13 protein-coding genes are annotated in these 12,530 nt (G+C 73.9%); 10 read left to right on the top strand and 3 right to left on the bottom strand.

What is annotated here, in order from left to right; all coding sequences use genetic code 11:
- Positions 1 to 63: 63 nt before the first annotated feature.
- Together AAEM63_RS17145 and AAEM63_RS17140 are read left to right on the top strand one after the other, a co-directional pair.
- Positions 64 to 408: an Lsr2 family protein gene (locus AAEM63_RS17145; RefSeq protein ID WP_123915166.1), complete on the top strand. Its 345-nt coding sequence runs from the start codon at positions 64 to 66 to the stop codon at positions 406 to 408.
- 156 nt (positions 409 to 564) lie between these two features.
- Positions 565 to 1,302 (top strand): phosphoglyceromutase, encoded by a 738-nt coding sequence (locus tag AAEM63_RS17140; protein WP_341359425.1) that lies wholly within the window; start codon positions 565 to 567, stop codon positions 1,300 to 1,302.
- 131 nt (positions 1,303 to 1,433) lie between these two features.
- Here AAEM63_RS17140 and phoU read toward each other — a convergent pair whose 3' ends face one another.
- Complete coding sequence (phoU, locus tag AAEM63_RS17135) at positions 1,434 to 2,120, bottom strand: phosphate signaling complex protein PhoU (RefSeq protein ID WP_123915160.1); 687 nt, start codon at positions 2,118 to 2,120, stop codon at positions 1,434 to 1,436.
- A 175-nt stretch (positions 2,121 to 2,295) separates the two neighbouring features.
- Here phoU and AAEM63_RS17130 point away from each other — a divergent pair, with 175 nt between their 5' ends.
- Positions 2,296 to 3,603, top strand: a complete 1,308-nt coding sequence (locus AAEM63_RS17130) for an ATP-binding protein (RefSeq protein WP_341359424.1) — start codon at positions 2,296 to 2,298, stop codon at positions 3,601 to 3,603.
- Positions 3,600 to 4,292 carry a response regulator transcription factor gene (locus tag AAEM63_RS17125; protein WP_341359423.1) on the top strand — a complete coding sequence of 231 codons (693 nt, stop codon included), beginning with the start codon at positions 3,600 to 3,602 and terminating at the stop codon, positions 4,290 to 4,292. The genes AAEM63_RS17130 and AAEM63_RS17125 overlap by 4 nt, the downstream gene beginning before the upstream one ends.
- A 30-nt stretch (positions 4,293 to 4,322) precedes the next feature.
- On the opposite strand, the gene AAEM63_RS17120 is transcribed toward AAEM63_RS17125, so the two are convergent.
- On the bottom strand, positions 4,323 to 4,796 hold the full coding sequence (locus tag AAEM63_RS17120) for a hypothetical protein (RefSeq protein WP_123915151.1): 474 nt from the start codon (positions 4,794 to 4,796) through the stop codon (positions 4,323 to 4,325).
- 210 nt (positions 4,797 to 5,006) lie between these two features.
- On the opposite strand from AAEM63_RS17120, the gene AAEM63_RS17115 reads away from it, so the two are divergent.
- From AAEM63_RS17115 to ispF, 3 genes are all read left to right on the top strand, one after another.
- Positions 5,007 to 5,489, top strand: a complete 483-nt coding sequence (locus AAEM63_RS17115; protein ID WP_123915148.1) for a CarD family transcriptional regulator — start codon at positions 5,007 to 5,009, stop codon at positions 5,487 to 5,489.
- 66 nt (positions 5,490 to 5,555) lie between these two features.
- Positions 5,556 to 6,290, top strand: coding sequence for a 2-C-methyl-D-erythritol 4-phosphate cytidylyltransferase (ispD, locus tag AAEM63_RS17110; RefSeq protein ID WP_123915146.1), 735 nt, complete (start codon positions 5,556 to 5,558; stop codon positions 6,288 to 6,290).
- A gap of 260 nt (positions 6,291 to 6,550) precedes the next feature.
- Entirely contained in the window at positions 6,551 to 7,045 is a 495-nt protein-coding gene (gene ispF, locus AAEM63_RS17105; protein WP_341359422.1) for a 2-C-methyl-D-erythritol 2,4-cyclodiphosphate synthase, read from the top strand.
- A gap of 11 nt (positions 7,046 to 7,056) precedes the next feature.
- On the opposite strand, the gene AAEM63_RS17100 is transcribed toward ispF, so the two are convergent.
- Complete coding sequence (locus tag AAEM63_RS17100; protein ID WP_341359421.1) at positions 7,057 to 8,409, bottom strand: MFS transporter; 1,353 nt, start codon at positions 8,407 to 8,409, stop codon at positions 7,057 to 7,059.
- Positions 8,410 to 8,493: 84 nt separating this feature from the next.
- On the opposite strand from AAEM63_RS17100, the gene cysS reads away from it, so the two are divergent.
- Genes cysS through AAEM63_RS17085 form a run of 3 tightly spaced genes read left to right on the top strand, consistent with a single transcriptional unit; the run spans position 8,494 to position 12,387 of the window.
- Positions 8,494 to 9,933 carry a cysteine--tRNA ligase gene (cysS, locus tag AAEM63_RS17095; protein ID WP_341359420.1) on the top strand — a complete coding sequence of 480 codons (1,440 nt, stop codon included), beginning with the start codon at positions 8,494 to 8,496 and terminating at the stop codon, positions 9,931 to 9,933.
- On the top strand, positions 9,933 to 10,964 hold the full coding sequence (gene rlmB, locus AAEM63_RS17090) for a 23S rRNA (guanosine(2251)-2'-O)-methyltransferase RlmB (protein WP_123915137.1): 1,032 nt from the start codon (positions 9,933 to 9,935) through the stop codon (positions 10,962 to 10,964). Before cysS ends, rlmB begins: the two co-directional genes overlap by 1 nt.
- A gap of 37 nt (positions 10,965 to 11,001) precedes the next feature.
- On the top strand, positions 11,002 to 12,387 hold the full coding sequence (locus AAEM63_RS17085; RefSeq protein WP_341359419.1) for a hypothetical protein: 1,386 nt from the start codon (positions 11,002 to 11,004) through the stop codon (positions 12,385 to 12,387).
- The last annotated feature ends 143 nt before the right edge of the window (positions 12,388 to 12,530 follow it).

The following is a 12,530-nucleotide window of genomic DNA, read 5'->3' as shown; positions in this document are numbered from 1 at the left end:
TTCCACCGCAGGGGGTACTCACTCCGGCTCGCACCGGAATGACGAGAGAAAGAATCGAGAAACATGGCGCAAAAGGTTCAGGTGACTCTGGTCGACGACATCGACGGTTCGTCGGCGAGCGAGACGGTGACGTTCGCGCTCGACGGCGTCTCGTACGAGATCGACCTCACCGACGAGCACGCGAACGCGCTTCGTGAGTCCTTCGCCGAGTGGATCGGGCACGCCCGCCGCGCCGGCGGCCGCAAGGCGCCCGCCAAGCGCGGGGCACAGGCCGGCGCGGGCCGCGCCTCGTCCGGCTCCGACGCGGGGAAGATCCGCGACTGGGCCCGTGACAACGGGTACGAGGTCTCCGAGCGTGGCCGGATCTCGGCCGAGATCCGCGAGGCCTACGAGAAGGCGACCAACTGAGGTCTCCCCGACGCAGGACGTCCTCCGGACGCCTGTACCCGGCCGGCTCCCTCACGGGGGCCGGCCGGTCTGCGTGAGAGGCCGGTGAGTGAGGTCCCTCACCTCGTGACCTGGGTCCCCGGGCCGCCCGTGGTCGGGGATGGAAGAATGGCCGCCATGACCTACACCCTGGTACTGCTCCGCCACGGCGAGAGCGAGTGGAACGCCAAGAACCTGTTCACCGGCTGGGTGGACGTGCCGCTGTCCGAGAAGGGCGTCGCCGAGGCCAAGCGTGGCGGCGAGCTGCTCAAGGAGGCGGGGGTGTCCCCGGACATCCTCCACACGTCGCTGCTGCGCCGCGCGATCTCGACGGCCTACTACGCCCTCGACGTCGCCGACCTGCACTGGATCCCCGTCAAGCGCGACTGGCGCCTCAACGAGCGTCACTACGGCGCCCTGCAGGGCAAGAACAAGAAGGAGATCCGCGAGGAGTACGGCGAGGAGCAGTTCATGCTCTGGCGCCGCTCCTACGACGTCCCGCCGCCGGAGATCGAGCTCGGGTCGCAGTACTCCCAGGACGCCGAGCCCCGCTACGCCGGCGAGCCCATCCCGCGCAGCGAGTGCCTCAAGGACGTCCTCGAGCGGGCGCTGCCGTACTGGGACGCCGAGATCGTGCCCGACCTCAAGGCCGGGAAGACCGTTCTCGTCGCGGCGCACGGCAACTCGCTGCGCGCGATCATCAAGCACCTCGACGGCATCGACGACGAGACGATCGCCGGGCTCAACGTCCCGACCGGCATCCCGCTGGTCTACGAGCTGGACGAGCACCTCACCCCCGTCACCAAGGGCGGGACCTACCTGGACCCCGACGCCGCCGCCGAGGCCATCAAGGCCGTCGCCAACCAGGGCAAGTGAGCCGACCGGCGCGCCCCTGACACGGCAGAGCCCCCGCACCTGGTGGTGCGGGGGCTCTCGCGTGCTCCGACCTGGTGGGCGGCGATCCTGACCGGCGTGCCAGGGCGCCTTCCTGACGGTGCCGGCTCCGGTCAGTCGCGGTGGGCGTCCGTCTCGCCGTCCTTGTGGTCGGTCTCGAACACGGTGTCACCGGTGACGAGATAGGACACGCGCCGCGCGACCGAGACGGCGTGGTCGCCGAACCGCTCGAGGTAACGACCGAGCAGGACGGCGTCGACCACCTGCTGGCGGGTCATGGGCACCGACTCGTCCAGGACGATCTCGAACGAGCGGCGGTGCAGCTCGTCGAGGACGTCGTCCTCCCGCTCGATCTCGGCGGCGAGGTCGAGGTCCCGGTTCTCCAGCAGCTGGGTCACCCGCTGGGCCACCTTGACCGCCTGGGAGCCCATCTCCGAGACCAGGTCGCGCATGGGGCCGTCGAGCGCCGTCTGCGGGTAGCGGCCCCGGGCGACGTAGGCGACGTGGCGGGCGAGGTCGCCCATCCGCTCGATCGTGGCGGACAGGCGCAGCCCCGAGACGACCACGCGCAGGTCGGTGGCGACCGGCTGCTGGCGGGCGAGGACCGAGATGCCCTGGTCGTCCAGGGCGCGCTCCATGCCGTCGATCCGGCGGTCGGCGTCGATGACCTCCTCGGCGACGAGGAGGTCGGCGTTGTCGAGGGCGGACGTCGCCTTCTCGATCGCGACGGCGACGTGGTTCGCCATCTTGACCAGGTCGTCGCGCAAGGCCTCCAGCTCGTGGGTGAACATCTCGCGCATGGCTTCCTCCAGGTGTGCGGTCCAGCCGTCGGCTCGTGACCGGTTCGTGCCGTTGCTCTGCTTCCTACCGTAGTCAAGCCATCCTGGGTGTACACCCGGTGGCGCGCGGGTGAACGGCCGGCGGCCTGCCGGGGCGGTCTCGGTGAAGACGTCCGGCGGGCCGTACGCTCACGGCGTGGACCAGATCTGGCAGCTCGTGGGGGTGGCCCTCCTGGGGGTGCTCGTCGGCGCCGTCGGGGTTCTCGCGTTCCGCCTGAGCGAGCGCGAGCAGCGCGGTCCCGGGCGTTCCGACGACGGGACCGTCGACGACGACGTCGTCTCGGTGCTGAGCGTGCTGCCCCAGAGCGTCATCGTCCTCGAGCCCGACGACGAGGTGCTGCGGGCCTCGCCGGCCGCCTACAGCTTCGGCCTCGTGCGCAACGACGCCCTCGTCCCCGCCGAGCTGAGGGCGCTCGTCGAGGGCCTGCGCCGGGACGGGCAGATCCGCGACACCGAGCTGACCCTGCCGCGCAGCACCGTCGAGGGTGCCGGCACGTTGCGGATGCAGGTGCGCGTCGCCCCCCTCAAGGCCGGCCGGGTGCTCGTGCTGGTCGAGGACCGCACCGCCGCCCGCCGCGTCGAGGAGATGCGTCGTGACTTCGTCGCCAACGTCTCCCACGAGCTCAAGACCCCCGTCGGTGCCATCTCGCTGCTCGCCGAGACCGTCGCGGACAGCGCGGACGACCCCGGCACCGTACGCCACTTCGCCGGCCAGATGGGCAAGGAGTCCCGTCGTCTGGCGGCCCTCGTCCAGGAGATCATCGAGCTCTCCCGGCTCCAGGAGCCGGACGCGCTCGTCGAGCCGGAGCTCGTCCACGTCGACGACGTCGTCACGGAGGCGGTGGACCGGGTCCGCGTCGCCGCACGGGACCGCCGCGTGTCCGTCGTCGTCGGCGGGACAACCGGGCTGAAGGTCTACGGCGACGCGTCCCTGCTCACCACCGCGGTGCGCAACCTCCTCGACAACGCCATCCGGTACTCCCCGGCGCAGTCCCGGGTGTCGGTGGGGGTGTCCCGGCACGACGCCCTGGTGCGCATCGCCGTCGTCGACCAGGGCACGGGCATTCCCGTGGACCAGCGCGAGCGGGTGTTCGAGCGGTTCTACCGCCTCGACGAGGCGCGCTCGCGCGAGACGGGCGGCTCCGGGCTGGGACTGAGCATCGTCAAGCACATCGCCAGCGACCACGGCGGCCGGGTCGAGCTGTGGTCCGCCGAGGGCCGCGGCTCGACCTTCACCCTCGTCCTGCCCGAGGCGATCGAGCCCGGCGAGAGCCCGGATGAGGCCGGCGGGACCGAGGACGCCGACGACCGTGACGATGCCGCCGTCCCGGCCCGCGGCACCGGCCCGGCCGGGCAGGGCACCACCCCGCGCGACGAGGTCGACGGCGGCGACGACGAGACACGCGCCGCGCGCCGGCGCGGCAGGAAGGAAGCACGCCGATGACGACGATCCTGCTGGTGGAGGACGAGCAGTCCTACCGCGAGCCGCTGACCTACAAGCTGGAGCGGGACGGGTTCGAGGTCGTCCCGGTGGCCGACGGGCTCGAGGCGGTGGCGGCCTACGAGCGCGGCGGGATCGACCTCGTGCTGCTCGACCTCATGCTCCCCGGGATGTCGGGGACGGAGGTGTGCCGGCAGCTGCGCCAGCACGGCAAGGTCCCGGTCATCATGCTCACGGCCAAGGACAGCGAGATCGACAAGGTGGTCGGGCTCGAGCTCGGCGCCGACGACTACGTGACGAAGCCCTACTCCTACCGCGAGCTCCTCGCGCGGGTCCACGCGGTGCTGCGCCGCACCGCCGGGGACGACGACCTCGGCGAGCCCCCGGTCCTCACCGTCGGCCGTGTGCGGATGGACGTGGACCGCCACGAGCTCCAGGTCGACGGCGACCCGGTCGCCATGCCGCTGCGGGAGTTCGAGCTGCTCGAGCTGTTCCTGCGCAACCCCGACCGGGTCCTCACCCGCGGTCAGCTCATCGACCGGATCTGGGGCGCGGACTACGTCGGCGACACCAAGACGCTCGACGTCCACGTCAAGCGGGTACGGGCCAAGATCGAGGAGGACCCCTCCCGCCCGGCCATGCTGCAGACCGTCCGCGGGCTCGGGTACAAGCTCGTCAGCGCCCCGGCCTAGCGGCACCCGCGACAGCGGGCGGCGGCCAGGTCAGCCCTGGTCGAGGACGTCGTCGTAGGGCGGGACCGTGCCGTCCAGGACCGGCACCGGAACCTCGACCGCGCCGCCGACGTCGGTGGAGACCGAGGACGGGAGCACCGCACCCGGCGGCACCTCGAGGGAGGCGACGGACAGCCCGGCCTCACCCAGGCTCACGCTCTCGCCGGCGGCGACCTCGACCGGCACCTCGCCGCCGCCCTCGCCCAGGCTGAGGGTGACCTCGACGTCCTCGCGGGAGCGGTTGACCACCGAGCCGATGACGAGGCCCTCCTCGCCCTCGCCCTCGGCGAGGATCATGAGGTTCTCCACCACGACGCCGTCGGTGACCTCCACCCGCACCCCGTCGCTGGGGGCGTAGGGGACGGCGGTGGTGATGGGGTTGGCGACCGAGCACCCCGCGAGCGTGAGCGTCGCGGCGGCGGAGGCGACGGCGACCGTGCGGGCGCGAGGGGCGGTGCGGGCCACGAGATCTCCTTCTTCGGGTGCGGGGCGAGGTGGAGCGCGGCGCTCGCCCACCGCGAGATTACCGGAGAGCGCCAGTCCTTCGTGACGATCCGTCACCTCCGGGGGCGGCCCGGGCCGGGAGCCGCCCGTCAGGTCCCCTCGAGAGCCGCGGAATCTCGCCATTTCGGCGTGTTAGAATAGCCTTACTCACGACTTAGGGAGCACCACGAAATGACCTTCGCTGTCGGCGAGACCGTTGTCTACCCGCACCATGGCGCCGCTCTCATCGAGGAGATCTCGACCCGCATCATCCGCGGGGAGGAGAAGCTCTACCTCCACCTCCGGGTCGCCCAGGGCGACCTGACGATCCAGGTGCCGGCGGAGAACGTCGACCTCGTCGGTGTGCGGGACGTCGTCGGCAAGGAGGGGCTCGAGAAGGTCTTCGACGTGCTGCGCGCGCCGTACACCGAGGAGCCCACCAACTGGTCGCGCCGGTACAAGGCGAACGTGGAGAAGATCGCCTCCGGCGACGTCATCAAGGTCGCCGAGGTCGTGCGCGACCTGTCCCGCCGCGACACCGACCGTGGCCTCTCCGCCGGCGAGAAGCGCATGCTGGCCAAGGCCCGCCAGATCCTCGTCTCCGAGCTCGCGCTCGCCGAGAAGACCGGCGAGGACAAGGCCGAGGCCATCCTCGACGACGTCCTCGCGTCCTGAGCCGCTCCGCCCGCGCCGGTCGTCGTCGCTGACCCGTCGGTGCCTCCCGTGCAGGGTGATGTCGCCGTGAGCCGGCGGGGCAGCGCCGCCGTCCTCACGGCCGCCGGCTCCGGGACCCGGCTCGGCGCGCGTGTGCCGAAGGCGCTGGTCGAGCTCGGGGGCGTCCCGCTCGTCCTGCGGGCAGCACGGGGCCTCGCCGAGGCGGGCTGCCTCGACGCGCTCGTCGTGACCGTCCCCGCGGCCGAGCTCGGTGCCTTCGCTGCGCTCTTCCCCGGTGGTCACGTCCCGGGCACCACCCTGGCGGTCGCGGTCGTCCCCGGGGGCGCCACCCGCCAGGCCTCGGTCGCCGCCGGACTGGCGGCGCTGCCCGCCGAGGTCGACGTCGTCCTGGTCCACGACGCCGCGCGGTGCCTCACCCCGCCGGGGACGGTCCGGGCGGTCGAGGCCGCGGTCCGCGGCGGCCACCGCGCGGTCGTGCCGGCGCTGCCCGTCACGGACACGGTCAAGCGGGTGGGGCCGGCCGACGCCACGGGCGCCGAGCCGGTCACCGCCACGGTGGACCGTGCGAGCCTGCGGGCCGTCCAGACCCCGCAGGGGTTCGACCGCTCGCTGCTCGAGGCCGCGCACGTCGCGGGGGCGTCGAGGGCCGGCGACGAGGCCGCGGCTGCCTCGGACGACGCCGGCCTCGTCGAGGCGCTCGGCGAACAGGTGTGGGTGGTCCCTGGCGACGAGCGAGCCCTCAAGATCACGACACCGCACGACCTGGCCATCGCGGAGCTGCTGCTGTCCGACCGCGGCTGAGCGCTCGGGCCTGGCGCGGACGGGTCGACGTCACGCGTTGGGCCGGGAGCGGTGTCGTGTCGGCAGCGCTGGAGTGTGGTGCCCAGGGCGATGTGACGTTGTTGCGGCAGCGATGTGACGGTGTGGCGGAAATTCCTCGGCGCAGAGCAGCAACAGCGTGACATCGAGCCGGCACCAGCATGACGTCGCGCCGAGCCCGCGGTGGCGCCGCTGCGGTCCGCGCGGTGAGGGAGCCGGCGGCTGGCGCTACGGTTTCGACCATGCTGCCGCGCACCGGGATCGGGACCGACGTCCACGCCTTCGCCGAGCCCGGCTCGGGGCGGGAGATGCACCTGGCCTGCCTGCGGTGGCCCGACGAGGTGGGTCTCGAGGGGCACTCGGACGCCGACGTCGCCGCCCACGCCGCGTGCGACGCCCTGTTCTCCGCAGCCGGCCTGGGTGACCTCGGCAGCCAGTTCGGCACCGCGGACCCCGAGTGGGCCGGCGCCGCGGGCGAGCGCCTCCTCGCCGAGGCCGCCCGCCGGGTCCGGGAGGCCGGCTTCGACATCGGCAACGTGGCGGTCCAGGTGGTCGGGCTGCGCCCCAAGGTGGGCCCGCGCCGCGCCGAGGCCGAGGCGGCCATGGCTCGCGCGGTCGGCGCCCCGGTGAGCCTGAGTGCCACCACCACCGACGGCCTCGGGTTCACCGGCCGGGGCGAGGGCGTCGCCGCCGTCGCCACGGCGCTCGTGCTCTCCGCGCGGGAGCCAGGCGCCTGAGTCGAGGCTCGTCAGCTCTTCGAGGTGACGCCCGGGATGCGCAGCGGCCAGATCGCGGCCAGCCCGATGGCGAGGGTGAGGATGATGCCGAGCAGGCCCATCCGCGCTCCCGCCACGGCGGTGAAGATGGCGATGAGCGCGGGGGAGATGAAGCTGACGGCCCGGCCGGCGGTGGCGTAGAGACCGAAGGTCTCGTTCGCCTCGTGCGGGGGCACGACGCGGGCGAGGAGGGTGCGCGAGGCCGACTGCACCGGCCCGACCAGCGCGGCGATGGCCATCCCGAACACCCAGAACACCGCGGTCGAGTCGACCGCCACGATCACGAGGCCGAAGCCGATCATCGCCGCGAGCGACCACACGATCACCGGGCGCGGCCCGACCCGGTCGTCCACCTTGCCGAAGACCCACGTCCCGGCCGCGGCGACGACGTTGGCCGCGATGCCGAAGATCGCCACCTGCACGGTGTCCATCCCGTAGGAGGTGGCGGCGATGACGCCGGCGAAGGAGAACACGGCGGAGAGCCCGTCGCGGTAGACCGCGGAGGCCACGAGGAAGTGCAGGAGCGGGCGCTCCTGCCGCCACATCCGCACCACCCTGGTCGCGATGTCGCGGTAGGCCTGCGCGGGACGGAACGGCTCACGCACCCGCGCGGCGTCCGGGACCTCCTTCGGGCCCCAGATCATCACGGGGATCGAGAAGACCAGGAACCAGGCCGCGCACAGCAGGGCGACGGCGCGGGCGTTGGCGGCGTCCTCGGTGGGGATGCCGAGCATCCCGCCGTCGAGGATGAACCCGAACAGCGCGACGACCAGCGCGATGACGCCGCCCACGTAGCCCAGCGCCCACGCGGTTCCCGAGATGCGACCGATCGTCCCGGCCGTCGAGATCTGCAGGAGCATGCCGTTGTAGAACACCCCGGCGATCTCCGCGATGACCGAGGCCAGCGCGATGAGACTCACCCCGAGCAGGAGGTAGGAGTTCTCCGGCCGGACGAACCACATCAGCGCCATGGTCGTGACGACGGCGAGGGTCGCCACGGTGAGCATGAGCCGGCGGTTGCGCACCCGGTCCGCCCAGGCACCCATGAGCGGAGCGAGCAGCGCCACCCCCAGACCCGCCACCGTCTGGGCGTTGGAGTAGACCTGCTGGCCGTTCTCGGGGTCCGCGGCGACCGCCTGGGTGACGTAGACCGAGAAGACGAACGACAGGATGACGGTGTTGAAGGCGTTTGAGCCGAGGTCCCACAGGCTCCACGCGGCGATCGTGCGCCGTGGTGCGGGCTCGCTCGCGAGCTCGGGAACCACGAGACCGGGGGAGACCGCCGCCGCCGCGGCCTCGGGCGGGGGTTCGGATGCGTTCGTCACGAGCGCACCGTAGCGGCCCGGCCGCGCTCCCGGGCGCCGACCGGGGAAACGGCACGTGGCAGGGCGCGCCGGTAGCCTGGGCGGGTGAGCCTGCGCCTGTACGACTCCGCCACCCGGTCGGTGCGCCCCTTCGAACCCGTCGAGCCGGGGTCGGTGGGCATCTACCTGTGCGGCGCGACGGTCCAGGGCTCGCCCCACATCGGCCACATGCGCTCCTCGATCGCGTTCGACGTCCTCGCCCGCTGGCTGCGCCGCGGCGGGCTCGACGTGACCCTGGTCCGCAACGTCACCGACATCGACGACAAGATCCTCGCGAAGTCCGCCGAGGCCGGCGTGCCCTGGTGGGCCTGGGCGTACCGGTTCGAGCAGGAGTTCACCGCTGCCTACGACGCCCTCGGCGTCGCCCGGCCCACCTACGAGCCCCGGGCCACGGGCCACGTCACCGAGATGGTCGAGCTCATCGACCGGCTCGTCGAGCGCGGTCACGCGTACACCGGTGAGACGGGGAACGTGTACTTCGACGTGCGCTCCCTGCCGGAGTACGGCTCGCTCACCCGGCAGACGCTGGAGAACCTCACGCCCACCGAGGACGGCGACGCCGAGCCCGACAAGCGTGACCCGCGCGACTTCGCCCTGTGGAAGGCACCCCGCCCCGGCGAGCCGGCCACCGCGGCCTGGCCCACGCCCTACGGCCGCGGCCGGCCGGGCTGGCACCTGGAGTGCTCGGCCATGTCCCAGCGCTACCTCGGGCAGACCTTCGACATCCACGGCGGCGGGATCGACCTGCGCTTCCCCCACCACGAGAACGAGCAGGCCCAGTCCCACGGCGCGGGGTACGGCTTCGCCCGGTACTGGGTCCACCACGCCTGGGTGACCATCGGCGGGGAGAAGATGAGCAAGTCGCTCGGCAACTCCCTCGTCGTGTCCGCCCTCCTCGAGCACACCCCCGCCGTCGTCCTGCGCTACGCCATCGGGACGGTCCACCACCGCTCCACGGTCGAGTTCTCCGAGGTCACCCTCGCCGAGGCGGCGACGGCGTGGGAGCGGTTCTCCGGGTTCGTCACCCGGTCCGTGGAGACCGTGGGGGAGGTCCCCGCCGAGGAGGTCGCGGCCCTGGGCCGCGCCGAGCTCCCCGCATCGTTCGTCGAGGCGATGGACGACGACCTCAACCTCGCCGCCGCCATGGCGGTGGTGCACGAGCACCTGCGGGCCGGCAACACCGCCCTCGCCGAGGACGACCACGCCGCCGCGCGCGGTGCCCAGCTCAGCGTCCGGGGGATGCTCGACGTCCTCGGCCTGGACCCGCTGGCCGAGCCGTGGCGCACCGGCGCCGGGGCCGCCGGCTCCGCCGAGCACGAGGCCCTCGACGCCCTCGTCTCCACCGTCCTGGCCGAGCGGGTCGAGGCCCGCCAGGCGAAGGACTGGGCCCGGGCGGACGCCCTGCGCGACCAGCTGGCCGCCGCGGGCATCGTCGTCGAGGACTCCAACGCCGGCGCACGCTGGCAGCTGAAGGGAAAGAACTGATGGCCGGGAACTCCCAGCGCCGCGGCGCCGTCCGCAAGCCGGGCTCGAAGAAGGGGCAGGTCGTCGGCTCCGGCGGCCAGCGCCGCCGGGCCCTGGAGGGCAAGGGCCCCACGCCCAAGGCCACCGAGCGCCCGCACCACCCCGCCGCCAAGCGCAAGGCGGCCGTCGAGCGTGCGGAGGCCAAGGCACCCGCGCGGGCGGGCCAGGCCGGGCGCGACGCCGCACGCAGCGCGACGGTCGCCGCGAAGGTCCGCGAGGCGCTGCGGGTGGGCTCGGACCACGAGCTCATCGCCGGGCGCAACCCCGTCACCGAGGCCGTGCGGTCGGGCATCCCCCTGGCGAAGGTCTTCCTCGCGGGCAACATGGCCAGCGACGAGCGTGTGGCGGAGGTGGTCCGCACGGCCACGGCCCTCGGCGCCCCGCTCGTCGAGGTCTCGCGCTCCGACCTGGACAACCTCACCGAGGGCGCCGTGCACCAGGGCGTCGTCATCGAGGTGCCCGCCTACGCCTACCGGGACGTGGAGGACCTGCTCGCGCGGGCCGAGCGCGCCGGCCACCCGCCGCTCATCGTCGCCCTGGACTCGGTCACCGACCCGCACAACCTCGGTGCCGTCCTGCGCAGCGCCGGTGCCTTCGGCGCCGACGGCGTCCTGCTGCCCGAGCGGCGCTCCGCCGGGGTCAACGCCACGGCGTGGAAGGTCTCGGCGGGCGCGGCCGCCCGGGTGCCGGTCGCCCGGGCGACGAACCTCGTCCGGGCCCTGACCGACCTCAAGGACGCCGGGTGCTTCGTCGTCGGGCTCGACGGCGACGGGCCCACCGCCGTGGGTGACCTCGAGCTGGCCGACGGCCCGCTCGTGCTCGTCACGGGTTCGGAGGGCAAGGGCCTGTCCCGCCTCGTGCGCCAGACCTGCGACGTCGTCGCCTCGATCCCGATCGCCGCGCAGGTGGAGTCCCTCAACGCCGCCGTGGCCACCGGGATCGCCCTGTACGAGGTGTCGCGGCGCCGTGCCGCGACCCCGCCGGTGGCCTGACCACCGGCGCACCCCACGGCCGAGAAGGAGTGAGCACGTGAGCGAGACCGTCACCTGGACCGTCCACAGCGGCGGGCTCTACGGCGACGCCGTCGACCATGCCGCCCTCGAGGAGGCGCTGCGCGAGACGAAGGCCGTCGCGCTGGTCCGGGAGGAGTCCCCGGACGCGCTCGGGGTGGTCCTGGCCGTCACCGGCCGCACCCGCCGCGTGGCCGTGGTCGAGGGCGGCGAGGTCGTCCCCGGCCCACCGCTGTTCCGGTTCGTCGACGACCTGGCCGCCGCGAGCGGTACCGAGGTCGCCGTCGGCGACGTGTGGGCGGGCGGCGAGGTCTACGTCGACGACCTGGACGAGCTCGAGGCCGACGGCGAGGACCTCGGTGCGGAAGGGACCGGCATCGGCCCCGCCGGGGACGTCGCGGGGACCGACCTCGCCGACGAGACGGACACCGATAGGACGGACACCGACGAGACGCCTGACGCCGGCCCGGACGAGGCGCAGCCGGGCGCCGAGCCCGTGACCCGGCGCGGCCGCCGGGGCCGGCGGCGCGCGGCCGACGACGACGCCGAGCACGTGCGCGTCGCCGCCGTCACTGCGATGCCCCTTCGTGAGGTGCCGTTCTGGACCGAGGACCTCGGCGTCCCCGTGGCCGTGCTCGACCGCGGCGACCGCCGCCTGGTGCTCGCCGAGCGGCCGCTCGGCGTGGGCGGCTGGGGGCGCCACGCGCTGCCGGTGGTCGAGCTCGACGTGCAGGACGGCGAGCCCTCCGTCGTTGTCACCCGCCCCGCCCCGGCCCAGCCACGGACGTGGCGGTGGGTGCCCGGCTGGCGCCCGCTCGGGCTCGTCGGGGACGCCGACGGCAAGGCCGCCGCGACCTTCGCCGAGGACGTCCTCGGTGCCGGCGGCATGGCGACCGCGCTCGCCGACGCGCTGCCCGACCTCGACCGCACCGCGGTGCGCGACGCACTCCTGGACCGCACCGACGGCCTCAGCCGGCTGGCGCGGGCGCTGGGCCTCCCGCAGGAGGCCGACGACGTGCTCCACGGCCGGCTCACGCCGCTCGCGGTGCCGGGCGCGCGGGTCTACGAGCCCCGCGGCATCGCGCACGCCATCGGCGAGACCGTCGCCCTGGAGACCCGTGGCTACGGCGCCGTCCCGGCGTTCTGGCGCACCTACCGCGGCATCGCCGTGGACCGGCCGTGGGTGATGCGGGGTGCCACGGCCACCGAGGCGCTCATCGGGGCGGCGGCGCTGACGACGGCGCTGCGCAGCGCCGGGCGGACCCGCCGTGTCGGTGCGGCCGTCGGTGCGTGGATGCTCGTCGACGCCGCGGCCGAGCTCGCCGCCGCCCGCTGGGTCTCGCGCCACACCACGCCCGAGGGCCGGTTCCTGCCGCCCGGCGGTCCCGGCCGTCAGGACGGCTGAGCCCGACGCCTGCGCCGGCTGGTGCCGGCCCCGACGCCCGCGCCGGCTGGTGCCGGACCGTCGAGCACGCGGGCCCCCGGCCGGACCTGGCCCCCGGGTGCGACGGTGCTCGCCGGGACGGCCGGGCCCCGCCCGCCGCACCG

It is taken from the genome of Georgenia sp. M64 (assembly GCF_038049925.1).
Lineage (GTDB): Bacteria > Actinomycetota > Actinomycetes > Actinomycetales > Actinomycetaceae > Georgenia.
Note: the sequence above shows the minus strand (reverse complement) of the source record. Positions and strands in the feature narration are given on the sequence as shown.

What these genes read in the sequence shown, in the direction of transcription:
- AAEM63_RS17145 (WP_123915166.1), top strand. Translation starts at nt 64, where the DNA reads ATGGCGCAAAAGGTTCAGGTGACTCTGGTCGACGACATCGACGGTTCG.
- AAEM63_RS17125 (WP_341359423.1), top strand. Translation starts at nt 3,600, where the DNA reads ATGACGACGATCCTGCTGGTGGAGGACGAGCAGTCCTACCGCGAGCCG.
- rlmB (WP_123915137.1), top strand. Translation starts at nt 9,933, where the DNA reads ATGGCCGGGAACTCCCAGCGCCGCGGCGCCGTCCGCAAGCCGGGCTCG.
- AAEM63_RS17140 (WP_341359425.1), top strand. Translation starts at nt 565, where the DNA reads ATGACCTACACCCTGGTACTGCTCCGCCACGGCGAGAGCGAGTGGAAC.
- ispF (WP_341359422.1), top strand. Translation starts at nt 6,551, where the DNA reads ATGCTGCCGCGCACCGGGATCGGGACCGACGTCCACGCCTTCGCCGAG.
- AAEM63_RS17115 (WP_123915148.1), top strand. Translation starts at nt 5,007, where the DNA reads ATGACCTTCGCTGTCGGCGAGACCGTTGTCTACCCGCACCATGGCGCC.
- phoU (WP_123915160.1), bottom strand. Translation starts at nt 2,120, where the DNA reads ATGCGCGAGATGTTCACCCACGAGCTGGAGGCCTTGCGCGACGACCTG.